Raw genomic sequence first — 25,704 nt, forward strand, 5'->3', positions numbered from 1 at the left:
TCTTTTTAAAAGAGCGATCGCCATATCAAATTTGCTTAAGTGCTGCTCTCAAGAAGTGAGGTAATCTGCTTTTACCTCAGAACTAATTTGACTGATATTTCGCTAACAGTTTTTGCCCCTGATCACCCATCTCTTGCAGAAGTTTTTCAACCCTCTGCATAGCCATCGGTGATAACCTAGAGCGTTTATTTTCCCAACGATTAACTGTGGAATAAGTAACGCCCAAATGTGTTGCAAATTGTTCTTGGGTTAAACCCGTTACAGTGCGAAGTTCATGTATGAGCCGCCCCAGTTCTGGTTGTTCGATTACCAAAGGTTTTTTGATAGTCATTAGCTCAAAACCCACTTCTTAAGTATCAAATAATGTGTTATTCGCTATATCCTAGTAAGGCTAATGCTAGATTGTAACCCGCTAATATACTGTTATTTTTTTACTGCAACTTTAATGTTTCTATGTAATAAACGCAACTTGTACTTAAGTATGCTTGTTCAGAACTGGTTTAATGCTAATTTTGTACAATTGCTCCCAAAGTACCACTGACAGCACGTAAATAGTCAGATGGCGATAGCAGAAGCAGCATCCCTCGCATCCCACCAGAAACAGTGATCTGCTCGAATAGGGTTGCCGTTTCATCAAGATAAACCGGACAATCTTTTTTACAGGCTAAAGCTGTCACACTGCCACGGATGTATCCTGTTAGTGGCTGCATTTCCTTTAGGGCAACTGTCTCAACTTTCCGGTTTCCTGAAATCCGCGCTAAGGCTTTCAAGTCTAACTGAGCATTTCCTGGCACAACAGCAAAACAGATACCTGTTGTGTCACCTCTGACTACTAGAGTTTTAAAAACTTGCTCTGGCGGAAGACCAACTTTGTGTGCTGTACTCTCGGCAGCCAAATCAGCAGGATCTACTTCATAAGTGAGAATTTGGTAAGGAATACCTAGTTTATCAAGTAGCCGAGCAGCATTAGTTTTCATTCAAGTCCACAAAAGATATCATTGCTCAAGCTCCCAATCTTGAATCACCAGCCCACTAACGCGACTAAATTCTCTTGTGTTGTGCGTGACTAATGTTAAGTTATTCACAACTGCGATTGCTGCTATCTGTAAGTCATAAGGCCCAATTGGTGTACCAAGCGCCCCTAACTCTACCCGAATTGTGCCAAAAAGCCGAGCCGCCCGATCATCAAAAGGCAAAGATACAAAATTATTTAAGAATGCTTCTTGTAATGTTAAAGTCCGTGTGGGATTATTACTTCGCATTGCACCATAGAATAGTTCGGCTTTTACTACCGAACAAACAACAATATCTGCTGGTGATAGCGATTCTAACCTCTGCCTCACAGCAGACATAGGACGATTCAGATAAACAATACAAGCATTGGTATCTAACAAAAATCTCACTCTAATGACTCCCTAGTGTCATACTCACCTTGGGGATATCTTTGAATTGGGTCATCCGCTAATGATCCAGCTGTTTGTTCAAAAAATCCGGCTGGCCATCCTAATTCTTGGGGTGTTTTCGGGGGCACTGATGGTTCTAGCTGTTGATATATTACTGTTACTTCTATTTCTTTGTCTGTTATCCCCGTGGGGATACTAAGGTGTAAAATGCCGTCAGCCCCAACATGAGAACATAACTTAATACTTTGCATTACTGTTTTCTCCTATTCCTTGGTTTATCAAGAATTGGGTAGTACCTCATCTATGATGCCGTATTCTTTCTCAATCAAACTCAACAGTTTCTCTTCCACATCAGTCGAATACGGTTACTTCAACTCCCCCAAGTGCTTTAAGACAGCATGGGCAGCCTCTTCCAAGTTCTTGTTTTCCTGTAACCTACTGATGTTTAGTGCAACCCGCCGCAGGCATCGCTAATTAACTGCATCTGCTGACATTCAGATGAATAAGCCAATTTCTGAGAAATTATCTAGCCAAATCGACGCAGGTGTTAAACTCGCTATGAAGAAAACTATTGAAAAACATCGCCGTCTAGTAGAATCTATTAGCATTTGGCAAAATGGCCAAGTTGTGAGATTAACCGCCATACAAATTCCTCCTCTCAACTCAGATGAGTAACCTATTTTCCCTCATTCCAGATCAAATCCGAGATAAACTACCACTGACGGAAGATAAAAAAGAACTACTTCAACAGCAAACCATTACTCAAGATATCCCAGGAACAATTCTGCGGGATTTTCAAACTATTTTAGAATTTCTCCAACCCAACGGCGTTGAAGTTAGTAGTACTTATCACCAATTGTCCCTTAAATATCTCCAACAACTTAACTCACAATTGAGTTATCCCATAGATATTAACCTCAAACGTCCTGTACAAAAATCCTATCCTTATATTCACGGTCTTTATTTCCTCCTCCGCACCTCTGGACTATCTCAAGTTATTACCGAAGGCAAAAATAGCAAGTTGGTTTTAGACCAAAATATTCTGCAAGTTTGGCAAGGATTAAACCCCACAGAACAATATTTCACCTTGCTAGAATCTTGGTTAGTTTGGGGAGAAAGTGAACTCTTAGGCGACCAAAGAGATATGTTTGACCAAGCATATCGCTGTTTATTATTTTGGAACAATCTCCCATCATCAGGATTAAAAATTAATAATTACTCAGAACAAGATAAATTAGTTTATTATCCTGGTTTCCACAATCTTGCTCTCTTACATTTATTTGGATTAATTGAACTGACATTAGGAAAACCACAAGCCGCTAAAGGCTGGCGTTTTACTCATGTAAACCCCAAGGCTTGGGGTAATGCTTTCATGGCTGTATTAACTGAAAGTCGCTCAAATATCCAAGTAGAAGATTACGCCACTTTTCGGTTAGATTTTCGCATAGCTTTTGACAATTTAAAACCTTATCTCCAACCCTATTTCCCGGAATGGTCACAAACATTAGTGATTGCTGAAGGCGGTTTTACTGATGGGGTTTATATATTTAAAGCTAATTTACAAGATTCTTGGCGACGGATTGCTATTCCTAGTTACTTCAATTTAGATGAAGTTGCTGCTGCAATTGTGCAAGCATTTGATTTTGATCCAGAACACCTCTACAGATTTATTCACAAAGACCGTTTAGGAAGAACTTTAGAATTTAATCATCCTGTTGTCGAAATTCTCCCTGATACCTGCGATTTTCGTTTAGGCGATTTATCCTTAGAGGTAGGCAGTCATTTACAATTTATCTTCGATTTACTGCAAGAGTGGGAATTTGATTTATATGTAGAGAAAATTGAACCAGCCAATGACAAAATGAAAAAGCCCAAGATTCTTGAATCTTATGGTGAACCGCCAGCACAATATGGCGAAGAGGGAGAGATTTACTGATGCGATCGCTCTTACAGTATTAGTGTAAAGGGATGGGTGGTGCGTTCCTCGAACGGGTTGCCACAGGCATCGCCTTAACATTGCTTATATATAGTCTCTGATTCATTCTCCATCTTCTATTGCGCCTAATGCTTTGAGGGAGGCTTTTTCAGCTTGGGTTAAACCCATTATCCCAGTAATATTCATAGCTTCATAGGGTCTTTCACACCTAAGTGTCTTCAAGCACTCCCCTGTCCTGATATCCCAAAGTTTTATAGTTCCATCTTGGCTGCCACTAGCAAGAGTTTGACCATCTGGACTAAAAGTGACTGACCAAATCCACTCAGTATGCTCTTGCTCTTGCAGAATTTTAAGGCATTCGCCAGTGCTAATACTCCACAATCTAATCGTGTGGTCAGTGCTGCCACTGGCTAGAGTTGTGCCATTTGGACTAAAAGCTACTGAGCAAACTAATGCAGTATGCCCCTGAAAAGTTTTTAGACACTCACCAGTGCTGATATTCCATAACTTTATAGTTTTGTCTAGACTGCCACTAGCCAGAGTTTGACCATCTGGGTTAAAAGCTACTGAATCCACTGAGCCAACGTGTCCTTTTAGAGTTTTTAGGGAACAACCATTATCAATATCCCATAGCTTGATTGTCTCGTCCCCACTACCACTAGCCAGGATCGTCCCTTGATGGCTAAAAGCAACAGACGAAACTGTATTTGTGTGTTCCTGCCAAGTTTTGAGACGCTCACCCTTACTAACACACCAAAGTTCTACAGTACGATTCTCACTGCCAATAGCTAAGATATTACCATCAGGAGAGAAAGCAATTGAGACGATTGCCCTTCTCAAAGGTTGTAAACTTATGAGGCACTGACCAGTATTAGTATCCCATAACTTGATATCATCATCACTGCTAGTAGCTAGAGTCATGCTTTGAGGCTTGAAAGCAACTGACCAGATTTTATGAGTGTGCCCTCGCAAAATTTTCAGACATTCACCAGTGCTAACATCCCAAATTCTTGCGGTATGATCGTCGCTACCACTAGCCAAAATCGAACCATTAGAACTGAAAGCAACTGATTCTATTCCATTACTGTATCCTTGAAAAGTTTTGAGACATTCACCTGTATTCGTATCCCAAAGTCTTACAGTATGGTCATTACTTCCGCTAATAAGGATTTGACTGTTAGGAATAAAACAAACCGATCTAACTAAGTTAGTATGCCCTAACAAAGTATTGACGCATTCACCTGTGTCAATACTCCATACCTTAATAGTTGAGTCGCCACTACCACTCACCAAAGTTTGACCATTGAAACTAAAACAGACTGACCAAATCCGCCTGAGATGACCTAAAAAAGTTTTAATGCATTCACCAGTATTAGCATCCCAGAGCTTGATTGTATAGTCTTCACTACCACTAGCTAAAATTTTGCCATCGGGGCTGAAGCAAACTGACTCAATCAAACCAATATGTCCTGATAAGACTTTAAAACATTCACCAGTGTTAGCATTCCAGAGCTTGATTGTATAGTCTTCACTGCCACTAGCTAAAATTTTGCCATCGGGGCTGAAGCAAACTGACCCTACACGACTAGTATGCTTTAAGATTTTGAGGCATTCACCAGTGTTAGCATCCCAGAGCTTGACTGTATAGTCTTCACTACCACTAGCTAAAATTTTGCCATCGGGGCTGAAGCAAACTGACACTACACGACTGGTATGCTCTAATAAGATTTTGAGGCATTTACCAGTGTTGGCATCCCACAATTTCACTGTATAGTCTCCACCGGCACTAGCCAAAATTTTATTATCGGGGCTGAAACAAACTGACCTTACCCAATCAGTATGTCCCTTACAACTTAAAACTGGTTGACCTTCTGAAAGTCGCCAAAAACAAACCTCCCCACTCTTATCACCCGTAGCTAAAACTTCTCCATTGGTGCTAACTGCCACTGATAAAACGCTGCTAAAGACTTTGGATAAGTTAGAATTCAACAGCTTTGCTTCAACTAAATTGACACGACGAAGACTGGCATTGGTAAAATCAGCACCTTTGATCACAACATGGCTGAAATCTCTCCCCTCTAATGCGGTCTTATCAACCTTCACCGCCAATGTTGCCGCATTCCCGCCAAGGTAACCCACCTCTTCTTCGCTTTTGTTTCGTGTTGCCTCAATCATCCGAATAAGAGGCTCACTATCACTTAAGATTGGTAAAAGTAAATCCATCACAGCTTTAGTGAGTGGTGCTTTACCAAAGGTCTGCCTTAACTTATCCAAAGACTCGTTTCTAAATTCCCTTAGCGGTGCGTTCCCAAAAGGTGTTGCCGCAGTCATCGCCTCCCCACTCCCTTGACGCGAAAAATAACCAGACCAAGTATAATCAACAGGGGTTGTACTGCTATCCAAACCTGACTGTGCTTCGGCTAATTCTGTAAAATCTTCAGCTAACGCCCCCAACTCTGCTGCAAATTTATACGCCACGAAAAACTCTAACAGCGACCTATGGGCTGGAGTATAGTCACCATCAGCATTACGAACAAGCATCGTCTGCGCCATCATGTCGTAATGCCAGTGGTCTAAATCCTTTTCTTCTTGGACAACAGAACCAAATAAGCGGCGAATGCGTTCTGGGAACAGTCGATAATTCAGGCTCATTTGATCACTGGACAGCATTTCCCAGGAGATTTCGCACAAAAAGTAAAGTTTTTCTGCTAAAGAAGTAAAAGTACGCTCCGCTTTGATGTCCCGTTCCATCTTACGCCGCACTGCATACAGATAAACCCTTGACATATCCACAGGTTTACCCGCCTCAATATCTGGCAATGCTTCTAAAATTAATTCAGTCATCACTGGGCGACGGGCTAAGTCTAATAATTGCGGATTGCCTACTACTTGTTCTACTGTCGATGCTTCAGCTTGGTATGACAATACCTGCCGAATTTGCTCATCGTTAAATTTCTCCAATTCCAAGACTTCAAATTGAGGTGTTTCGCCAGTTAATTTTTTAGTTGAAGCTTGCAGTTCTGCATTTAATAAAGCACGTCCTTCCTTCGCCTCTGGGAAATGCTCAGTACGACAGGTGAGGATGACTTTAGCACCGGGAACTACCACCTTCGCCAGTTCCCAAAAGTTGTTAATCATCTGTTGACGGTCAACTTTTGCTGCCATTTCGTCAAAGCCATCGAAAATGAGCAGCAACTTACCCATGCGATTGAGTTGGTCAAAGACTTCGCTGTTAATGCGGATGTTGTGTTGCGTAAAAAAGAAACCTGCCAAAACATTCTCCACATTTAAGGCTTTAGCAAAGTCACGCAGGGTAATTACCAGAGGGAGGCGGGGACGTTCAACACCACGTTTTTGGGCATCACGGTAACGTTGCAGAGCAGTCCAAGCATAGTGAAAGACAAACCAAGTTTTACCTGTGCCAAATTCTCCCAGAATTGAAATATGCTCTTTGGCTGGGTCATCAAGCCAAAGGTCTATATAGCCATCAATCCAGCCGTCCTCTTCCTCATAACGACTCACCCCGATTCGCCGCTTAGTAATTGGCTCAATTTCTTCTTTAGTACAAGCAATCGGTACATACTTAGTATCAATTTTTCGGCGTTTGATTTCCTCTTCTAGCCAGTCAATATAAGCATTAAAGTCGGCATCCAAGTCAATTAATTCGTCAAAAGTGAAACAATCAAGATGGCGATTTTCCTCTTTCTTGACTTCATCTCTTGTGGCCCGGGAAATGCGGCGGGTAGTTACTAACCATCCTTCATCAGTTTTTTGCTCATTAACAGAGGAACGCAATGCCATCACATCACTTAGTCCAATTTCTCCAGCAACGCCACGTATAAGAATGCGGTCAAAACCGCGACGTACCGGGATGTGAATTATCCATGCAAAATATTCTTCTGCCCAGATTTCATATTTTTCAAAGTCATAGCCCAAGGTTTCAAACCATCCTCGCATCTGTTGGGCGAGTGCGATCGCTCTACATTGGTTTGCAGTCGCAGTTCCTGGTAGTGCGGGATAATTCTCTACTGCCAACCTTGCTATTTCTGTCCGAATCCCCTCCAGCGTTGGCAATCTTTCCATTTGCTCTTGGATACAAGCAATCCTTTTATGTAGAGAACCAATTTTCTGATTTAGCAAAACATCAGAGGGTGTGCGAGTTCGTTTAGCAACTTCGATAAATACAGTTGCAAATTCAGCCACTTCTCGCCTGACATCAAGTTCCAAACTACTAATCTCATCACCCAAGGTATAAGTATCTAGAAAAGCATCAACCTCAGAAAGCAGAATTGAGGGGTTATTGTGGTCTAATGCTGTGCGAAAAGCTTGTTTAATTGCTGGTTGCCGGAACAATTCGAGCAATGGCTTAGGTTTGCCTACGCCATATTCTACTAAAGCGTAAGCATAAACACCACTAAAATCAGCAGGTGGATGCTCTGGATCTAGGTTAAATTGCTGGAGTAACTTAATTACAGTCTCCGAACGCAGAATTTTTTCTTTAATCAAAGGGTTGGCGATGCTAGTAATTGCGTTGAAGACCAGATCCAGGTTAATCAAGCTCATTAAAATACTCCAAAAACACAGAGCTATCTTGCTAACTAAGGGTTAATTACTGTTACAAATAATATACTGCCAAAAACAGTTTTATGAAGAGTTGACAGTACAGTTAGCTATTAGGCTTTAACTTCGGACTCTAGAAGGCTTAAAAGTTTTTCTTCCAACTCAGTTAAATAAGCCCGATTCACCTTACCTAACAACTGCAACAGACTTTTGACTGTCTCCTCCAGTGAGTCTGAATACACCCGACCGATGCGATCGCAAATCACCCGCATCTGCTCACACTCCTGGGGCAGGTAGTTGAAGGACTTCAGGTGCTGCAACCCAACGGCGTACTCCCCATCCCAGGTTTTGACGGTGCAACTGAATTGGCCCACATGGTTAACTATCCCCCAGCACCCACCCTTACCTCTGAGTTCTGGATTGTCCTTTGCAAGTATTTGGCATACTTCGCCTAACTGGTAAGTGTTTGGTACTTGGGTGCGTTCCATTATTTGCTGCACTACGTTTTTAACGATTCTAGCTGGTGGCACTTTGCCCCCTGCCTGCTCCACTGCTTTTACCCACGCTTCTTGCTGTTCTTGGGGTTCAAGCTTTGTCATCGGTCGAACTTGTCCCTCTGCTGTCGGCAAAATGTGATCAAATTGATCACATTTTTCCATCAAATTATCGAAAACAACAGCCGCATCCATTAAAAGATAAGATTGGCGACGGCTATGACCAAAGCGATCGCGGCAATATTCCTCAAAAGTTTTATGAGTTGATCTGTAGAGTCTGCGATCGCGCAATTCTGCCAACGCCTTCCCTGCCTCAAAAAAGGCTCTTTCCACACGCCGCTCTAGGTGCAGGCGATCACTTTGCTCCTCCTGGGTCAACTCTGGGACTTCAACAGCAGTAACTGTAATTGTTGCTGTAGCTGGATTTTCTTCTTGGGCAAGATTATTTGGTGATATGCTGCCACTGGATACGGTAGAGGTGGCTTTTTTGCGTTTAGAAGGTGGTTTAGTCATGATTCCACCTTTTTAGCTTAGTAACATTTACTCAAAGTCAATTGCAAATATATTTTCAGTGTTTTATGTACTTGCGTAGCCGTAGCCCGTTGTAGGTGCAGCTTCTCAAGCAAAACATAAGGCACTAATTGCCGATACTGAATACCTAAATAGATGGCGGCACATTCTAACAAGTCTTTGCATTGCAATAACACAAGTGGCCGTAAAGATAAAAGATTGATTAATCCGGGTGCGACTACACTCACACTTGCCTACCTTCAATATCATCTTCTTCCCAAATGATTTCAATTAAATCATCTAGTTTTCTTAAGCCAAAGTACTTACAAAGCGTCGTGACCGTGTGGTTATCTATGCGGTCAAAGTGGCTACGGTAAAGCTTCCCTACAGTGGTGGGACTAAGCCCTGTTTCTGCTGCTAGGGTTTTTTGGTCTAATCCTCTGGACTTCATCAATTCGGGTAGTTTTGTTCTAAGAAAACATTGCTCTGGGGGCGGGGTCATCCAAGCATCAATTTCAGACTCAGTTAAACCTACATCTGCCAGTATAGAGTTCCACTCGCTTTTAAATGAGAAATGACGAAAATACCACAGCTTAGGATGTTGGTTCCTCTTACTGAAATTACAAGCATGACAGGCTTGAACAGTAAAGCGGCGATCGCTTTTTGTAATTGACTTTGGAATAAAGTGATCTAAAAGTAGTCGATTGCTAGAACCACAATAAATACAAACTCTAGCTATCTCTCCAACCTTAGTTTTAGTAGAGGCAGGATTAATCCCCATTGTTCAACTCCTGGGCTGGTATCCATTTCAGTAAAATATCTGGTTGTATGTTGTATCGACTACAAATCGCATCCATTACATCTCTGCCAAGATACTGAGCGGAATTATTATACAAGCTATACGCAGTAGTCCGGCTAATACCAGTTTCTTGCCAGAACTGATAAACGCTTATTCCCCTGCTGTCAACAAATTCCTTAATCCGATTTCTCATGGGCATACCTTAGATTGCCACTGAATATATTCACAATTAACTGTTATTGCAAAGTAGTTAACACTATTGTAGAGTAATTGTAGTATAAAGTTAACTAAGAATTTAAAGTGTTTTTATAGCCACTGAGTGGAGTGACAGATTCGATAACTGTCTCTGCACAGTGAACTTTAGTAATATTTATAACAACAACCTTTAAAATTACTCAAACTAACCCATGTCGGACTCAGAAAACCCAAAGCAAGTTAATAACAATGTTAAAAATATTCAAAATCTCAATTTAGAATCTAACATTCTCAATGAGTTAGTGAATTTATTACGCCCTTTCTTGGAAGACGAGAGAAGCCGTCGCTCTTTTTTAGTTTTAGCTTTAGGTAATGATGCACCTGTGTTGCAACATATTAACTGGAATGGTTCTGTAGCAAATTTCACACCAGAAATGTTGGTTCAGTTAGTAAATATTGGTGGAGAAAAAGCTTTTTATGCGGTTTTAGAACATACGAAATCACAGGTAGGGATAGAGGGGAAAGAACGTATAGACAAACTTCTACTTTTAATTAACTCACCATTATTAAAAAAATCGTCTTCAAATACTATAATATCAGTATTAGATAGCTCGACTACATATAACGAAGATTTGGAAGAAGCAGATAAAATTCTTTTTAATATTCCATTCGTAGGGCGGACAAAAGAGTTAGAACAACTCAATCAATTTATTATTAACAACCAATGTCGTCTTGTCACATTAGTCGGCATGGCGGGAATGGGAAAATCTTGTTTAGCAGCACAATTCACTCATAACGTGAAAGATAATTTTCGATATGTAATTTGGAAAAACCTTCGTATTTATGCCTCTTTTGAGGATTTTTTAAACAAACTACTTAATTTTTTATCTGTAAATGCTAAATTGTCGAATAATTCAATAACTTCATTGGATAGAATACAAACTATAATTAATTATTTAAAAGACCATCACTGCTTACTTATTTTAGATGATTTAACAGAAATAATAGATAAAATAGATAATAACGAGACAAAATATAAAGAAGCATGGGGAAATTTTGGTAATTTTTTGGAGCAGGCAGCATTACAACCTCATAATAGTACTCTATTAATAACTTGTCATAGACATCCTTCTATTTTGAATGATGAAAAAATTAAAAGCAAGAATCAATTTATAGAAATAAAAGGATTAGAATCAGAAGAGATTAAACAAATATTTCAGCAGGATGAGGGGTTAGATAAAATAATTTCGGCAGTAGATGAAAATAACTGGGATAAATTAGTTAAGCATTTTGGAGGAAATCCAGTCATACTAAAGATAGTAGCTGGAAAAATATCATCATACAGTAATATAGAAATTAATGATTTTATTAAAACTTTATCAGATAATATAGATTTAGAAAAGAGAATTGAAGATATTTTAGATCGACAGTTTAATAGTCTTGGAATTAACGAGCGGAAATTAATGTATTGGCTTGCCTTTAAAAATGAACCTGCGGCAAAAGAAGAATTTAAACCATTATTAAGATCTAATTATGATAATTCCATTGATAGCTTAGAATCTATGTCATTAATCATACGCTCTCCCTCTGGGTATACTCAAGTACCTATGATTATGGATTATGTAACTCGAAAAATTATTGATGTAGTTAATCAAGAGATATCTGAGAATCAACCATCACTAATTGACGATTATCCACTGCTTGACTCACAAGCTAAAGATTATATTAAAGAGATTCAAAAGCGTCGTATTCTTACGCCAATTATAAATAAACTACGTGAAGATAATAAAAATATATCACAAATTAAAAATCAATTGGTTTCAATGCTGAAAACTTGGCGTGATAAAGAGCCAATAAAGGGCTATCTTGGAGGTAATATTATTAACCTAGTTTTAGAATTTAATTCAGAGAATAATAAAAATTTCAATCTTATAGATTTGAAAAATTTTAATTTTTCTCAGATTCCTTTAGGTAAAGCAGATTTACAAGGTCAAGAATTAAATGGAATTGATTTTAGAAATTCTGATTTGTCTCAGGCAAGTTTTTCTGAAAATATCGGCTGTATACATTCAGTAGTGTTTAGTGCAGACGGAAAGTATTTTGCCACAGCAGAAGCTAATGGAGATTTGCGATTATGGGAAACTGATACTTATAAACAAGTCAAATTATTTAGGGATGAAGATAGCAGTAGTCAAATTTGGTCAATAGCTTTCGCACCTGATGGGAAAACGATCGCCAGTGCTGGAGAAGATAAAATTATAAGATTATGGGATGTAGAAAAAGAAACAAAAACAAATAATATTAATGTTAACCAATGTATTTATTCAGTAATATTTATGCATGATGGCAAATATTTAATAGCTGGAGGTGATAAAAATATTACAATATATAATCTAACAAATAATAATTTGACGGAAATACCAGTAAATGAAAATAACGAATCTAAGTCTATTACGTCTATTGCAATTAATGGTCGAAATATTTTAGCTATTGGCTGTCAAGATGGATTAGTAAAATTAATTAAACTAATAAAATCTAAAGGATCTAAAGTTGATTTTAATACTGAGATTTTGCATACATTTAAGGAGCATGATCAAAGTAAAACAGTTCGTTCTATTGCTTTTAGTCATGATGGTAAAATTGTTGCCAGTGGTAGTGAGGATGGAACTATAAAACTATGGGGAATAGATGAAGAGAAATCCTTTAAAACTCTACATGAGCCTCAAACTAAGCGTGTCTGGACTCTCTCATTTAGTCAAGATAGCAAAATTCTTGCTATTGGTAGTACTGACGAAAATCCTAATGGTATTGATGAGCATCATAATATACATTTGTGTAATCTTCATGATTACAAATTGACAAAATTGGGCGCACATCAAAATCAGTTACGTGCAATTGCTTTTTGTCCGGAACCCACACAATCTAATTTACTAATTAGCGGAGGAGATGACCATACAATCAAAATATGGGACACAGTTAGTAACGGGAAACTTCAAAAAACTATACAAGGATATACCAATCGAATTTGGTCTACTGCATTTAGCACTTGTGGAAAAAGACTTGTCAGTGGCTGTGAAGATAATAGAATACGTGTATGGAATGTTCAGACGAAACAATGTATTCAAACATTACAAAAACATACAGACTGGGTTTGGTCTGTTGTATTCAGCCCAGATGGTAAAAAGATAGCTAGTGCAAGTGAGGATAATACAATATATTTGTGGAATCTGAAAGATGATAAATGGGTATGTGATGCTGATAATCCGCTAACAAAACATACTGATAGAGTTAGAGTAGTTGCTTTTAGTCCAGATAGTAAAAAATTAGTTAGCGGCGGTAACGACCACCAAGTAATTGTTTGGGATTTAACTAAGCCAAAACCAACACCAAAAATACTGGGTGAGTCTTGTAAAAAACACACCCGTCGAATTTTGTCGTTAGCTTTCAGCCCTGATGGTCATTGGGTTGCTAGTAGTAGCCGTGATAAAACGATTCTCTTGTGGAACTTAGAGACAGATGAAGCTCAAACTTTAGGAGAACATGACAATCAAGTTCATTCGATTGCCTTCAACCCTGATGGTGATACTTTGATAAGTGGAGGTTTTGACAACAAAGTAAACTTATGGGATATCGAAAAGCGAGTATGTACTGGTACTTTTGAAGAGCATACAGATAGAATACTTTGTGTAGCATTTCATCCAGATGGACTAATTTTTGCCAGCAGTGGACATGATAAAAAGATCCGATTGTGGAGTAAGACAAACAAAGAAAGTATTAGGGTTTTAGAAGGTCATAAAGGATCTGTAGAATCTATTAATTTTAGTCCAAAAGGAGGGATGCTCGTTAGCAGTAGTCAAGACCAGACTATTAAGATATGGGATATATTTACAGGTAAGTGTTTGGGAACGTTAGAACCAGATAGCAAACCTTATAAAGGTATGATAATTTCTGGTGTTAAAGGTTTAAAGAAAGCTCAAAAAGATACACTTATAACTTTAGGTGCTATAGATGAGTGATATTTTCAAGCAGATTATTAATCGATGTTCTTAAATAAACTTAAAATGGTGCAAACCTTCTAAAATGCCATTAGCATAGAATAACTTTGCGAAATAGCGATACTCTGTTTTGTTTACTTCATACCAATCACGTAATTCAGAACGAGCATTCCCTACAATAATACCTCTTGCTTGTTCTACGCTAAATAAAGCTATATCATTACCAGAATCTCCACAGACAACTGTTTTTTGAGCATCATACTGCCATTTGCTTTGTAAATACTTGACTGCTAAACCCTTATCAGCATGAAGAGGCAAAATATCCAGGTCTTTGCTACCACTATAGATTAAATTAAATTTAATATTTTCTTTTTGTAAAAGTTTATCAAGTTGAGGTAAAACTTTTTTTGCTGCCTCTTCTTTAACAAGATAGCTAACTTTAAATAGACGCTGTTCAGATGGTTGTTGAAGAACTAATTCTTCAAACTTTCCAGCTATTTCCTCTACTAAGTCTCTATTCCAACCAATTGATAATTTATTAGACCATTCTGAGTCAGGAGTCTTATAATTAGAATCGAAGTATATTTCAGTCCCTACAGATGTAATTAAAGCATCAGGATCTAAAAGATTTTGTTCTTGTTTTAGCTCATCATACAATGTTAGTGAGCGACCTGTTGCATAAACAATCTTGGTCCCATATTTTTCTCGATGATTGATTAATTCCTTCTTTAATTTTTCTAAAGCTTCGTTATCACCTACAAGTGTATGATCTAAATCAGTAACAAACATAAATGATTTCATCTTTCTACTCCTTTCATATCAATAAGATTAGTCTAAAACACTAATATATATTTCTAACGATTCTATTAATTATTTACTAAACGTGGCAATTTTCCTTTTGTAGCAGTTATACAGCGCTTCCGGCTATTATGCAATATACTTTTCTCCTAGCCCCTTTCCTATCATCGTTTTCAGCTTTTAGAATGTACCTCATAGCTGCCGTAAGTGCTGTAATGAAGATTTTTTTGAAATTAGGAGTATTTAAGTTAAAAGCATTTAAAAAATATATTTATATTAAACTGTATATTACCTATAATTTTCAATTTAGTAAAGCAAGTTTCAAAGGATATCATAACCCGTGACCGTACAGCTATCGCAACCTGACTTCCAAAAACTTACCCGTATTGTCCAAAATTTACCCGACTTTGCCAACGTGCGCGATCGCCGTCGTTTAGTTGCAGGTGCATTGCAAGGCGTAGCCCAAGCAGATGTCATGCTGGCGCGTTTAGATTTGGATGGTACGCCGATGGGTGTTTCTGTGGAAGTGGTGCGATTTTTAGCTCAATTTGGACGAGTCGCTTACGATAAAGAAGCCCTCGCTGTCTTCCTCAACTGTATTCAGCCTTACACTGGGGATGAAGATAAAGACTTTATCGTAGAACTATTTCGGAACTACCCACTTGATGTTCCAGTCAGTCCTAGCCGTGGAATTGGCAAGTGGAAGGGAGTAGATAGTACAGCTGATATCAAAGAAAAGATTATTGGGGAAAATACATTACGCGATATATACATTTTAAACTTGGCTCTGGAAGCTTCAAAAGCCGTGGTTCGGATCGCCACTCCAGACGGTTTAGGCACAGGATTTATGATTGCGCCTGATTTACTAATGACGAACAATCACGTTATTAATAGTCAAGAAGTAGGAGAAAAAAGTGATTTTAGCTTTAACTATCAACTGGATATCAACGCGAAAGAATGCCCAACACAGATTATTGGGGCTTTAGCTGGGGGTACTTTTTACACTAATGAAGAATTGGACTATGCAGTAGTAACCCTAAAAGAAGTACCCGATTTCGGTAAGCCTTTAATTTTCAAGAGTAAACTAATGCGGCGAGATGACCGCGTATCGATAATTCAGCATCCAGGCGGGCATTTAAAAAAAATCTCCATACAGAATAATTTTGTTGCTTACGCCGATAATAGCGTACTACAATACACTACCAGTACAGAACCAGGATCATCTGGTTCACCTGTGTTTGATGATAATTTTCAAGTAGTTGGTATACACCATAGCGGAGGGATGCTTCCAGAACCTAATACTCAACGCAGATATCTACGCAATGCGGGAACAAGTGCTATCGCTTTGTTGAATGACCTCCAGAAAAATGCTCCAAGGATTTATAACTGTTTATCGAGATAGTTAGGCGATGGCAATAAGTAGCGATTTAATGAACAAAATATTACCGTTACTTAGACCCGTGATGGAAAATGCAAACCAACGTCGGGCGTATTTATTTAGGGCATTGGGTACTAATACACCGGTGCAGTATCGACTAGTCTTTGATATGCCTACAAATGATTTTATTCCTAATTTAATTAATGAATTAGGAATTTTTGACAAAACTGCTTCTGGAAAACCTGCACTTTGTACTTTACTGGAAGTCGTTCGTGAGGATGTATCATTTGAGAAGCAACTAAGCATAGATGAAGTGACGCGACAGTTGCTTAATGATAAGACAAGCCAACAAGATATTTTAAAAGATTTGCTAAAAGGCAATAACTTAACTACTAGAGATATTACACAACAAAACGTTAAAAATCAAATAAATTTATTACTTTCAAATATTCCAGATAAAGCTGCGATAATTAAGGCTTTCTCAGTATTTGTCCCTGATGGATGGTTTGATTGGAGAGGAAAGCCCAAAGATGTTGATGAGATTATCAAGCAATTAGAAGAAATTCCTCAATCAAAATCTAATAGTTCAGCTTTGTTAGAATTTATTTTTTTACTAACTCAAGATAAAAATATTTCCCCAATTATCCGCGAAAAGCTCAAACAACTATTAACTAATGAATCTTTTGAAGTTAAAGTTAAAACTACATCCACACAAGTCCTACATTCCTATCTGTTAATTCAACTTCGACCAGAAGGAAGTAAAGAACTATATATTAAAGCTTGGTTTATTCCTGATGATACAATTCAAGATCCTTGGGAACGTTTTAAACTTTTAACAGTTGACGAGCAGCAATCAGAAATTTCATTTGTGCCGGAGAAATTACCAATATTGCTCAGTAAATTGCTTCAACAATGTTTTGAAGAATACTTGCAAGGACAACCAACAGAACTAACTATTGAAATTTTCCTACCACGCGATCGTCTCTGTGATGAGGTGGAAAAATGGGAATATAAGGATGACGAAGATTGTAATATCACTATTGGTAAGGATTTTCGGGTTGTAGTGCGTTCCTATGATCGACTGAAAAAATTACGCACACAACAGGGTTCATATTGGCGCAGAAATTGGGAAAAAGTTCAGCTAACTTGGCAAGCTCCTCCCTGTTATGAGCAGGCTATAACAGTTTCTCAAGCTTGTTTTGATCCCAAAAAATTGAGAGATTTGCTATTTGAGAAAATTATTCTTAAAATCTGCTGTGATTTATCAGACTCAGAGCGAAATGGTCTACTTAGTGCAATCCACAGTGCTGGGACACCGATTATAATTTGGTCACGTTGTGAGCTAAACAGTCTCAAAAATGCTGAACACTTTGATGCGTTACTAAAAAAACCATTGCACGAATTGTCCACCTGCGTTAGAGAACAACGTCGTTTAGGATCTGACCATGAAATGCACTTGGGTAATCATTTAGTCTTATGGTGGGACGACCCCAATCGAATACCGCCAAACCCAGCATTGGAGTTTTCTTCATCATAATTTAGGAGTAAGCAATGAGCGATTGGCTGATTTTCCAAGGTACAGACTCACCACATGATGGAATCAAGAATCTTCCAGAACCACCAAAATGGCGTGAGTTTGGGGATGCCAAGGAGAAGGAGCGTGGACAAACCTTTCAAGTTCGTCGTAATGAAATTGAGCTTGTAAATGCAGCACTTTACCTGCGTCGTCCTTTGCTGGTGACTGGAAAACCGGGGACTGGTAAAACCTCTCTTGCTTACAAAGTTGCGTATGAACTTCAACTGGGTTCTGTACTGCAATGGCCCATCACTACCCGCTCAACTCTGCAAGAAGGGCTTTATCGCTACGATGCGATCGCTCGTCTACAAGATGCCCAAGGAAAGGACAATACCAAAGATATTGGTAAATATATTCAACTTGGCCCTTTGGGAACAGCCCTTTTACAATCACCATCACCTCATGTTTTGCTAATTGATGAAATTGATAAAAGCGACATCGATTTACCCAATGATTTACTCAATATATTTGAGGAAGGTGAATTTGAAATACCCGAATTAGCCCGATTACCCCAAGAATACCAGACGGTACAAGTACGCACTTATGATGGTAATGTTGCGAATATCGATAAAGGACGGGTGCGTTGTACTCAATTTCCTTTTGTTTTATTAACTAGTAACGGCGAAAGGGAATTTCCTCCAGCCTTTCTGCGGCGATGTCTGCGCTTGACAATGGAAAACCCCGACGAAACAGCATTAAAAAAAATTGTGCAAGTCCACTTAGGGGAAAAGATAATGTCAGAAGCAGAGGTTTTAATTAGTGAATTTATAAAGCGTCGAGACAGAAGCGATGCAGGCGATCTAGCAACAGATCAGTTGCTTAATGCTATTTATTTAGTAACCCGTGAAAGGAGTCCTGCCGGGGATGATAAAGAACGACTACTCAATGCACTAATGAAATATCTCACAAGCACAGAGGATATATGATTGAAAGGGCAATTGGTGCTTTTCAAAACCTGGGATTTGATTTAACCGATACCGAAATTGCCGATATCCTCTGGTTGGCTGTGCAAATGCGTCGTTCTGATTGTTCATCCGTGTCTGAACCGGGACAACAAACGCCTGTATCTACTTCAAAAATAGCATCGATCTTACCCCAATTACCATTAGAGGAAAATTTAAATTCCTCAAAATCTATCAACAAAACTGAAGCTAGTGCTAATGTATATCCTCAATCTTCACAGGATAGCGATCGCAATTCAAGCGGCATACCGATTAAAGTTCCTGCGGCTCAAGCATTAAGAAATCAGTTAGAAATTGGCCGCGCCCTCCGCCCGTTGAAACGTCGAGTTCCTTCAAAAAGAGAATTTGTACTTGATGAAGCAGCAACCGCAGAACGCATTGCCAAAGAAAAACTTTTATTACCTGTAATGCGTCCTGCGCCAGAACGTTGGCTAGAGCTTGCGTTAATAATAGATGAAAGCGCATCGATGATGCTCTGGAAGCAACCTATTAAGGAACTTAAACAATTATTAGAAAGACTTGGAGCTTTCCGAGATGTCCGAACCTGGGGCTTATTTACTGACAAGGACGGTAAAGTTTGGCTGCGTCCAAGAAGTAGTACGGGATTAAGTCAAAAACGATTGCATAATCCCAGAGAACTTATTGACCCTAATGGTAGACGTTTGTTCGTAATTGTCAGCGATTGTGTTTCTCTAGCTTGGCATAATGGTGTCATTACGAAAGTTTTAGCAGCTTGGGCTTGCAGTTGCCCAGTAGCAATTATTCAAGTATTACCCCAGTGGCTGTGGGAAAGAAGTGCTTTGGGTGTTGCTGAGTCAATTTTACTACGGAGTTCGTCTCCTGGAGTTCCTAATCAGCAGTTAGTAATGACAGCATTGGATTTGCTTGATGAAAGTGATATTTGCAGCAAGCTAAAATTACCTGTAGTAACGCTAGAATCAGAATCGCTAAAAACTTGGGCGCGGATGGTTGCAGGTTGGGGGTATGTGCAAACCAAGGGCTTTTTACTTGCAACTCATTCAGAAATGGATGTTAACAGCGAATTAACTGAAAATTTTAGAGTTGAGCTTTCAGCTAATCAACGTTTGCAGCGTTTTCGTCTCACAGCTTCACCAGTAGCACGGAAACTGGCAGGACTTTTGGCTCCTGCCCCGATTAGCTTGCCAATTGTAAGATTGATACAACAGACAATGTTACCGCAGTCAACCCAAATTCATGTTGCTGAAGTCTTTTTAGGTGGAATATTGAAGCCTTTGTCGCCAGTTGATGAGGGTGTAGAAGCTGATAATGTTCAGTTTGACTTTATCAATGGGGTGCGAGATTTATTGCTGGATGGCGTTCCTTTAACTGAATCAACTGAGGTACTGCGTAAAGTTTCGGAATATATTACCCAAAAAGTTGGATTATCAATTGATGAATTTGCTGCGATGTTGATGAATCCGGGATTGGTTGATAATTCGAGTAGAGTTTTAGCTCGCCCTTTTGCTCAAATTACTGCGAAAGTTTTAAGGCGTTTGGGTGGAAACTATGGAGAATTAGCAGAACAAATAGAACAATCCTTCCAACTTTTATCCCAAACTACTTTATCTGAATTTAAAGAACAATCTGCCCAACTTTCCTACACATATCAAGTTGGTGGCTCATTACCACCTGATGCACCTACGTATGTCGTACGCCAGGCAGACACAGATATTTATGAAAGCTTGAAAAAAGGTGAGTTCTGTTATGTCCTTGGCTCTCGCCAAATGGGGCGCTCCAGTTTGAGGGTGCGGACGATGGATCGATTGCAGAATGAGGGCTTTGCTTGTGCTGTGGTTGATCTCACTGTGATTGGTGCAGCAGATATTACGCCAGAACAGTGGTACACTGGAGTAATTTATACTTTAATTTCTAATTTCAATCTTGACACAACTTTCGATTTAAAAACTTGGTGGATCGATAACAATACTCTATCGGTAGTAAAAAGGTTTAGCAAGTTTATTGAAGATATTATATTACAAAAAATTATTGAAAATATTGTTATTTTAATTGATGAAATTGACTACATTCTCAGCCTGCAATTCAATTTAAATGACTTTTTTGCTATTATGCGTGGCTGCTACAACCGTAGAGTAGATAATCCAGCATATAATCGCCTGACCTTTGTTATCCTGGGTGTCGCAACTCCCTTAGATTTGATTCAAGATAAAAAACTTACACCATTTAATATTGGTCGTGCAATAGAATTAAAAGGTTTTCAGCTTTATGAAACAGAACCTTTGAAAAAAGGTTTAGCTGTGGTTGGAAATCCTCAAAAACTAATGGAGGCTATTCTTTATTGGACAGAAGGTCAGCCATTTTTAACTCAAAAGCTTTGTGGGCTTGCTGTAAACTCTAACATCGTTCGGCCCGCTAATGGCTATGAAGCGCAATGGATAGAAGATTTAGTTCGTTCAGAAATTATTGAGAACTGGGAAAGTAAAGATGAACCAGAACATTTCAGGAGTATTGAAAACAGAATTTTACGCTTCACGGACAGCCCTGAAAAATTATTAAGGCTATATCAAAAAATTTTACATCAAGGAGAAAGAACATCCGATTCTAGTAAAGAAGAGATGTATTTAATTTTGTCGGGTTTGGTAGTCAAACAAATAGATAAGTTAAAAGTTTATAACTGCATCTATCAAGAAATTTTTAATGAAGCTTGGATCAATATACAACTAGAGAAAGTTGTATTGAAGAAAGTCCTAATTTTATCATCAGGTAATACCACAAATCGTCTGTCCTTAGAGAAAGAAGTAAGAGAGATTGAGAATACTTTGCAGCGTAGCAAAAAAAGGGATCGTTTTCAAATAACTAGCAAAGCAGTGGTACGTGCTGATGACTTACGTAGGTCACTGTTAGACTCCGAACCGGAAATAGTATATTTTTCTGGACATGGTGCAGGAAATCAAGGTTTAGTTTTGGAAAATAACACTGGAGAAATGCAAGCAATTAGCTCAGAATATCTAGCAAATTTATTTAAATTGTTTAATAAAAAAATTGAGTGTGTTGTTTTAAATGGTTGCTATTCTGAGGTTCAAGCTCAAGCAATATCCCAAGATATTAGCTATGTGGTAGGTATTAGTCATGAAATGAGTGATAAAGCAGCTATGCAATTTGCTGTTGGTTTTTATGATGCTTTAGGTGCAGGTAGAAGTTATGAAGATGCCTATAAATTTGGCTGTACTGCAATTGATTGGGAAGGTTTTTCTGAGCGTCTGAAGCCTGTTTTAATAACAATGCCGAAACAATTGACATATAATAACGCAGACCAGGATTTACAAGAAGCTCAAGAATGGAAAACGTTAGCTTATTCTAAGCCCGATGAGGTGGTACAAGAGTTGTTACAAAGATTGAGTGAGCAGGCGAAGCAAGACGATATAGTGGAAATTACGCGGCTTGCTTCATTGATAGAGACTTTAGCGGAGCCTTTAGAGGAGGCTGGTTTTGAGACGTTCCTAATTTATGTTAAAGCAGTAGTTGCTGTTTCATATGGCAAGCAACAAGGTTCAGTTGCTCAATTTAGTGAACTGATGAGTACAGGTAACAAACAGTTAGATATAATTCTATTCTATATGTACAAAGAATTAGAATCAGATGATTTTATTGACTTTTTAACCAAAAATTACGAATATTTTGAAGACATAGAACAATTACTATCTGCTGCATACGATAGAGAATACCTTAATTTTGAATCATTTGTAGCGTTAGCAATTCAAACAATTAAACCAGATTTTGACGGAAAAGTTTATGTCAAGTATAACAGCTATTACTCTGTTAATGATGAAGGAGAGAGAATTGTTGGTTCGTTAGGACAACACGCTGTACAAATACATTTAAAACAAGTTCGTGAATTTATAACTGAGACTGATGGCGAGAGTTTAGGCGTTAACTTAGAACAAGAGCAAGAAATAGAAATGGTGCTTTCAATCTTAAACAGTGGAGATTACGAATTACCTGATAGTGATATTGAAGAAGGTACTGTTGAAATTTCCATAAAAGAACCTGAATTACTTGAAGACTCATACGATGAATATGAAGGTGATGCCAATTTTAGGGAAACAGTAGAGTCTATAGAATCTACTGAACCTAATTTTTCGGTAGAGTTTGATGAAAAACTTAAGGACTTTTAAAATAGCAATCTAAAGATATCGGATACCAAACATCAAAAATTTTTATAGTATTATTCTAACCCCATACTGCGACTCCAAAAGTATCAATAGCTTCTCCTCCACCCCAGTCAAATACGGTCGCTTCAGTTCCCCCAAATACTTCAACACCGCACGACCAGCTTCTTCCAAATTCTCATTCTCCCTCAGTCTGGTAATGCGATCGCACATCTCCTGCATCCGTTCACATTTTTCCACCAAATTATCAAAAATAACCGCAGCTTCTATTAAATGGTAGGGCTGTCTGCGGCTAAAACCAAAGCGTTCGCGGCAATAATCTTCAAAAGTTTTGTGCGTGGAACGATATAACCTGCGATCGCGTAACTCAGTCAATGCCTTCCCTGCTTCAAAGAACGCTCTTTCTACCCTACGCTCCAAGTGCAGGCGATCGCTCTGCTCCTGCTCGGTTAATTCAGGAATTTCAACAGCAGTAACGTCAATTGTTGCTAAGGCTGGGTTTTCTTGAGGGGAGATATCTTCTTCTGCAAGATCATTTGGTAATGTGCTGTCATTAGATGCGGCAGGGGTGGTTTTTTTCCGCCTAGAAGGTGGCTTATTCATGTTTCCACCTCCTGTAACTCAATGGTATTTGCTCAAAGTCAATCGCAACACAGCTTTTGAATGTAAATGGTAAATGCGTAGGCGTAACCCACCGTAGGCATCGCTTATAAAATGAGACAGAAGTTAGAGCAAAAAGAGGTTCTTCAGCAGGTTCAATCATCACACTGCTTCTTCCTCAAACAAATCTTCAATATCACATTCCAGCACTTTACAAAGTCTTGCTACTTTTGCGAAAGTTTCTGATCCTTTGCCATATTCCCAATTTCTGATTGTCGAAGTATCAACTCCAACTAAATCACCTAGTTGCTTTTGAGTTAATCCAATTTTTTCCCTTAAAGCTGCAATGCCTTTTTTGGGTGCTTCCGTTAAGTTCAACGGAGGTTTAAAAACTTTGATTAGGGCATTTTCTAGCTTTCTGAGTAATTCAGCTTCGGTTCTAATGTACGAGATTTTAACGCCTTTAAGACGACTTAAGGCTTCTAGCTTAGGATGGCTTTTCCATTTCTGCCTTAAATTGTCTGACATACCTACGTACAGCACCGAGTTATCTTTATCGATTGCCAAGTAAACACAAGGCTCATCCGGCAATGAGTTTCTGTCTTCAAGTGCCACAAATGGCAGCTCCCATAAATTAATATCCTTCATATAAACCATAACTTTTTAGCGCTTCCTTTGTAATATACACGCTAATATATTAGCGCTAATAGCTAAAATATTCTTGACAGCGCTAAAAAATTAGCGCATAATAGTAAAAGATAAAGAGAAAGCGCCCTCGACTACCAATCTGAAGCGCTTTCTCTGTCCCTAATAATAAGGAAACTTCATTATGACCCATCCAACCTACACACAGCAAGCCCTTTGCCGCTATAACCTCCCCCTTCTCAAAAGAATCGCCACCGAATTAGGCGTTGCACCTACCGGGGACAAAAGAGCGGCTGACACCTGGGTAAACGCAATCATCACCCACCAATCCGCCCAAACTCACAAAGTTGCCCAATCCGAACTCAACGACTACATCGCCAACCAAGCCCAAGCCGTAGCCCCTGAAGAACTGACAACAAGAGAAATATCCTTCTACGATCACGAAATTTACTGCGGCGACGAACTGATAGCCAGCATTACCCATGATGATGACCTAACCCAACCTTGGGTAGTAGTGGTAGAAGGTGTAGAAAAATTCCGCGCTAATACATGGGCTAGATGCTATCGCTTCATTACTTGGCATCACCAGGACACTACACTCAACGAACCCGCCCAAACAGAAACCCCATGCACCTCCGAAAACCTAATCATGGCGCATATCTTCAACGAGTGCCAGAAGTACGGTTTTGAAATTCTCAATGATGGCATTTACAACAACAACGGCGTGAAACTGGGGCAAGTCGGATGCACTGATGGTAACTGGTGGGTGAAGAGGCGTTATTCAGTCCAGCAGCAGTATTCTAACTCCGTGCTTGATGCTGTGCTATCGCTGTCGATGGTGGACGTGTCTACTGATGGTAAATCCATTTTTGATGAATATTTTTTAGACCAACCGTTAGAACAGCTAACTGGCGATAAATTGCAACGGTTACTGGAGAGAACGGAGTTAGTCACAGCGTAAAGAGGCAGGGGGGCAGAGAGGAAAGAATCTGTACAAATCTCTCCTCTGTTCCTCTGCTCAAGAGCTTCATTTTCCCTTCATTCACCTATTCATCTATGCAACCTACAATCTCAATCCCTCAACACTGGGGGTACCCTCGCTTTGCTTTAGATCAGCGTACAAACCAGGGCATTATCCTGGGACTTTATTACTATCCCTCTGGTACAGAACTGGCTAGTGAATTTGATGAAGGATGGCGTTATGTGCTGATGCCTAACAAGAATTCTGACGAAATATCGTATTTGCAAGAGGATCAAATTCAGCCGCTCTCTCCAGAGGAATTGTTCACGCAAATTACAGCAGAGATTGACTTTTACCAACAGCAAATAGCAATCCGGCAACAACAGTTAGCAGCCATTACTGGAGGTGCAAGTAATGGCTAAGACGGCTGACAACTATGTGGAGCGTACTTCTGCTAGATTACTACACTCTCTAAGTCGCTCTGGTGGTTCTATTCCTTTGCACCGCATTCAGTTCTCAGAAACCATTATTCAATATTTACTTGACAAAAAACGGGTACAAGTGCAAAACACTGGATGCGGTTTTTTGTTGGAGATTACCGAGGATTTTTAGGTTATTAATCCCAGAGGAAAAAGCATGATTGACTACGTTAACGCCCTGAAAACAAGTTGGTATATCTCCCCGCCTTGGGGTCAAACAATTCCGCCTGTTGAGGTCAATTTATTGGAAAGAGTTTACCTGAAA

At 39.1% G+C, this 25,704-nt stretch carries 22 protein-coding genes; 11 read left to right on the forward strand and 11 right to left on the reverse strand.

What is annotated here, in order from left to right; genetic code table 11:
- Nucleotides 1-82: 82 nt before the first annotated feature.
- The 4 genes from VE944_RS21690 to VE944_RS21705 all read right to left on the reverse strand — a co-directional run bounded on the left by VE944_RS21690 (nt 83) and on the right by VE944_RS21705 (nt 1,654).
- Nucleotides 83-331, reverse strand: coding sequence for a helix-turn-helix domain-containing protein (locus VE944_RS21690; RefSeq protein ID WP_324981672.1), 249 nt, complete (start codon nt 329-331; stop codon nt 83-85).
- Between the two features lie 175 nt (nt 332-506).
- Entirely contained in the window at nt 507-977 is a 471-nt protein-coding gene (gene ybaK, locus VE944_RS21695) for a Cys-tRNA(Pro) deacylase (RefSeq protein WP_324981677.1), read from the reverse strand.
- Between the two features lie 18 nt (nt 978-995).
- The gene (locus VE944_RS21700; protein WP_324981680.1) at nt 996-1,403 is read right to left on the reverse strand and encodes a type II toxin-antitoxin system VapC family toxin; all 408 of its coding nucleotides are present in this window, start codon (nt 1,401-1,403) and stop codon (nt 996-998) included.
- Nucleotides 1,400-1,654 (reverse strand): hypothetical protein, encoded by a 255-nt coding sequence (locus VE944_RS21705; RefSeq protein ID WP_324981683.1) that lies wholly within the window; start codon nt 1,652-1,654, stop codon nt 1,400-1,402. The genes VE944_RS21700 and VE944_RS21705 overlap by 4 nt, the downstream gene beginning before the upstream one ends.
- A 247-nt stretch (nt 1,655-1,901) precedes the next feature.
- Here VE944_RS21705 and VE944_RS21710 point away from each other — a divergent pair, with 247 nt between their 5' ends.
- A complete protein-coding gene (locus VE944_RS21710; RefSeq protein WP_324981686.1) occupies nt 1,902-2,078 on the forward strand; it encodes a hypothetical protein in 177 nt (58 codons plus the stop codon).
- Nucleotides 2,071-3,339 carry an IS1096 element passenger TnpR family protein gene (locus tag VE944_RS21715; RefSeq protein ID WP_324981689.1) on the forward strand — a complete coding sequence of 423 codons (1,269 nt, stop codon included), beginning with the start codon at nt 2,071-2,073 and terminating at the stop codon, nt 3,337-3,339. The genes VE944_RS21710 and VE944_RS21715 overlap by 8 nt, the downstream gene beginning before the upstream one ends.
- Nucleotides 3,340-3,441: 102 nt before the next feature.
- On the opposite strand, the gene VE944_RS21720 is transcribed toward VE944_RS21715, so the two are convergent.
- The 4 genes from VE944_RS21720 to VE944_RS21735 all read right to left on the reverse strand — a co-directional run bounded on the left by VE944_RS21720 (nt 3,442) and on the right by VE944_RS21735 (nt 9,895).
- Nucleotides 3,442-7,902: a WD40 domain-containing protein gene (locus VE944_RS21720; RefSeq protein ID WP_324981692.1), complete on the reverse strand. Its 4,461-nt coding sequence runs from the start codon at nt 7,900-7,902 to the stop codon at nt 3,442-3,444.
- 110 nt (nt 7,903-8,012) lie between these two features.
- Nucleotides 8,013-8,906 carry a hypothetical protein gene (locus VE944_RS21725; RefSeq protein WP_324981695.1) on the reverse strand — a complete coding sequence of 298 codons (894 nt, stop codon included), beginning with the start codon at nt 8,904-8,906 and terminating at the stop codon, nt 8,013-8,015.
- 241 nt (nt 8,907-9,147) lie between these two features.
- Nucleotides 9,148-9,684, reverse strand: a complete 537-nt coding sequence (locus VE944_RS21730; protein WP_324981697.1) for a helix-turn-helix domain-containing protein — start codon at nt 9,682-9,684, stop codon at nt 9,148-9,150.
- A complete protein-coding gene (locus tag VE944_RS21735) occupies nt 9,674-9,895 on the reverse strand; it encodes a helix-turn-helix domain-containing protein (RefSeq protein WP_324981700.1) in 222 nt (73 codons plus the stop codon). Before VE944_RS21735 ends, VE944_RS21730 begins: the two co-directional genes overlap by 11 nt.
- Before the next feature lie 214 nt (nt 9,896-10,109).
- On the opposite strand from VE944_RS21735, the gene VE944_RS21740 reads away from it, so the two are divergent.
- Nucleotides 10,110-13,913 (forward strand): WD40 domain-containing protein, encoded by a 3,804-nt coding sequence (locus tag VE944_RS21740; RefSeq protein WP_324981703.1) that lies wholly within the window; start codon nt 10,110-10,112, stop codon nt 13,911-13,913.
- A gap of 30 nt (nt 13,914-13,943) precedes the next feature.
- Here VE944_RS21740 and VE944_RS21745 read toward each other — a convergent pair whose 3' ends face one another.
- Nucleotides 13,944-14,693 carry a sucrose-phosphate phosphatase gene (locus VE944_RS21745; RefSeq protein WP_324981706.1) on the reverse strand — a complete coding sequence of 250 codons (750 nt, stop codon included), beginning with the start codon at nt 14,691-14,693 and terminating at the stop codon, nt 13,944-13,946.
- A gap of 337 nt (nt 14,694-15,030) precedes the next feature.
- On the opposite strand from VE944_RS21745, the gene VE944_RS21750 reads away from it, so the two are divergent.
- The 4 genes from VE944_RS21750 to VE944_RS21765 are packed head-to-tail and all read left to right on the forward strand — an operon-like array spanning nt 15,031 to nt 22,760.
- Nucleotides 15,031-16,092, forward strand: coding sequence for a trypsin-like peptidase domain-containing protein (locus VE944_RS21750; protein WP_324981709.1), 1,062 nt, complete (start codon nt 15,031-15,033; stop codon nt 16,090-16,092).
- A gap of 7 nt (nt 16,093-16,099) precedes the next feature.
- On the forward strand, nt 16,100-17,605 hold the full coding sequence (locus tag VE944_RS21755) for a VMAP-C domain-containing protein (RefSeq protein ID WP_324981712.1): 1,506 nt from the start codon (nt 16,100-16,102) through the stop codon (nt 17,603-17,605).
- A 14-nt stretch (nt 17,606-17,619) separates the two neighbouring features.
- On the forward strand, nt 17,620-18,570 hold the full coding sequence (locus VE944_RS21760; RefSeq protein WP_324981715.1) for an AAA family ATPase: 951 nt from the start codon (nt 17,620-17,622) through the stop codon (nt 18,568-18,570).
- Nucleotides 18,567-22,760: an SAV_2336 N-terminal domain-related protein gene (locus VE944_RS21765; RefSeq protein WP_324981718.1), complete on the forward strand. Its 4,194-nt coding sequence runs from the start codon at nt 18,567-18,569 to the stop codon at nt 22,758-22,760. Before VE944_RS21760 ends, VE944_RS21765 begins: the two co-directional genes overlap by 4 nt.
- A 42-nt stretch (nt 22,761-22,802) precedes the next feature.
- Here the strand turns inward: VE944_RS21765 and VE944_RS21770 are convergent, their stop codons facing one another.
- Both VE944_RS21770 and VE944_RS21775 read right to left on the reverse strand, forming a co-directional pair.
- A complete protein-coding gene (locus VE944_RS21770) occupies nt 22,803-23,357 on the reverse strand; it encodes a hypothetical protein (protein ID WP_324981721.1) in 555 nt (184 codons plus the stop codon).
- Nucleotides 23,358-23,516: 159 nt separating this feature from the next.
- Complete coding sequence (locus VE944_RS21775) at nt 23,517-23,969, reverse strand: helix-turn-helix domain-containing protein (RefSeq protein ID WP_324981724.1); 453 nt, start codon at nt 23,967-23,969, stop codon at nt 23,517-23,519.
- Nucleotides 23,970-24,183: 214 nt separating this feature from the next.
- Here VE944_RS21775 and VE944_RS21780 point away from each other — a divergent pair, with 214 nt between their 5' ends.
- From VE944_RS21780 to VE944_RS21795, 4 genes are all read left to right on the forward strand, one after another.
- On the forward strand, nt 24,184-24,960 hold the full coding sequence (locus tag VE944_RS21780) for a hypothetical protein (protein WP_324981727.1): 777 nt from the start codon (nt 24,184-24,186) through the stop codon (nt 24,958-24,960).
- 95 nt (nt 24,961-25,055) lie between these two features.
- Nucleotides 25,056-25,382 carry a hypothetical protein gene (locus tag VE944_RS21785; RefSeq protein ID WP_324981730.1) on the forward strand — a complete coding sequence of 109 codons (327 nt, stop codon included), beginning with the start codon at nt 25,056-25,058 and terminating at the stop codon, nt 25,380-25,382.
- Nucleotides 25,375-25,572, forward strand: a complete 198-nt coding sequence (locus VE944_RS21790; RefSeq protein ID WP_324981733.1) for a hypothetical protein — start codon at nt 25,375-25,377, stop codon at nt 25,570-25,572. The genes VE944_RS21785 and VE944_RS21790 overlap by 8 nt, the downstream gene beginning before the upstream one ends.
- A 24-nt stretch (nt 25,573-25,596) precedes the next feature.
- On the forward strand, nt 25,597-25,704 hold a 108-nt coding region (locus tag VE944_RS21795; protein ID WP_324981736.1), incomplete at its 3' end, for a DUF1392 family protein.

The organism is Nostoc sp. (genome assembly GCF_035638895.1).
Classification (GTDB): domain Bacteria; phylum Cyanobacteriota; class Cyanobacteriia; order Cyanobacteriales; family Nostocaceae; genus Nostoc.

What these genes read in the sequence shown, in the direction of transcription:
- VE944_RS21690 (WP_324981672.1), bottom strand. Translation starts at nt 331, where the DNA reads ATGACTATCAAAAAACCTTTGGTAATCGAACAACCAGAACTGGGGCGG.
- ybaK (WP_324981677.1), bottom strand. Translation starts at nt 977, where the DNA reads ATGAAAACTAATGCTGCTCGGCTACTTGATAAACTAGGTATTCCTTAC.
- VE944_RS21705 (WP_324981683.1), bottom strand. Translation starts at nt 1,654, where the DNA reads ATGCAAAGTATTAAGTTATGTTCTCATGTTGGGGCTGACGGCATTTTA.
- VE944_RS21710 (WP_324981686.1), top strand. Translation starts at nt 1,902, where the DNA reads ATGAATAAGCCAATTTCTGAGAAATTATCTAGCCAAATCGACGCAGGT.
- VE944_RS21715 (WP_324981689.1), top strand. Translation starts at nt 2,071, where the DNA reads ATGAGTAACCTATTTTCCCTCATTCCAGATCAAATCCGAGATAAACTA.
- VE944_RS21720 (WP_324981692.1), bottom strand. Translation starts at nt 7,902, where the DNA reads ATGAGCTTGATTAACCTGGATCTGGTCTTCAACGCAATTACTAGCATC.
- VE944_RS21725 (WP_324981695.1), bottom strand. Translation starts at nt 8,906, where the DNA reads ATGACTAAACCACCTTCTAAACGCAAAAAAGCCACCTCTACCGTATCC.
- VE944_RS21730 (WP_324981697.1), bottom strand. Translation starts at nt 9,684, where the DNA reads ATGGGGATTAATCCTGCCTCTACTAAAACTAAGGTTGGAGAGATAGCT.
- VE944_RS21735 (WP_324981700.1), bottom strand. Translation starts at nt 9,895, where the DNA reads ATGAGAAATCGGATTAAGGAATTTGTTGACAGCAGGGGAATAAGCGTT.
- VE944_RS21740 (WP_324981703.1), top strand. Translation starts at nt 10,110, where the DNA reads ATGTCGGACTCAGAAAACCCAAAGCAAGTTAATAACAATGTTAAAAAT.
- VE944_RS21745 (WP_324981706.1), bottom strand. Translation starts at nt 14,693, where the DNA reads ATGAAATCATTTATGTTTGTTACTGATTTAGATCATACACTTGTAGGT.
- VE944_RS21755 (WP_324981712.1), top strand. Translation starts at nt 16,100, where the DNA reads ATGGCAATAAGTAGCGATTTAATGAACAAAATATTACCGTTACTTAGA.
- VE944_RS21760 (WP_324981715.1), top strand. Translation starts at nt 17,620, where the DNA reads ATGAGCGATTGGCTGATTTTCCAAGGTACAGACTCACCACATGATGGA.
- VE944_RS21765 (WP_324981718.1), top strand. Translation starts at nt 18,567, where the DNA reads ATGATTGAAAGGGCAATTGGTGCTTTTCAAAACCTGGGATTTGATTTA.
- VE944_RS21770 (WP_324981721.1), bottom strand. Translation starts at nt 23,357, where the DNA reads ATGAATAAGCCACCTTCTAGGCGGAAAAAAACCACCCCTGCCGCATCT.
- VE944_RS21780 (WP_324981727.1), top strand. Translation starts at nt 24,184, where the DNA reads ATGACCCATCCAACCTACACACAGCAAGCCCTTTGCCGCTATAACCTC.
- VE944_RS21785 (WP_324981730.1), top strand. Translation starts at nt 25,056, where the DNA reads ATGCAACCTACAATCTCAATCCCTCAACACTGGGGGTACCCTCGCTTT.
- VE944_RS21790 (WP_324981733.1), top strand. Translation starts at nt 25,375, where the DNA reads ATGGCTAAGACGGCTGACAACTATGTGGAGCGTACTTCTGCTAGATTA.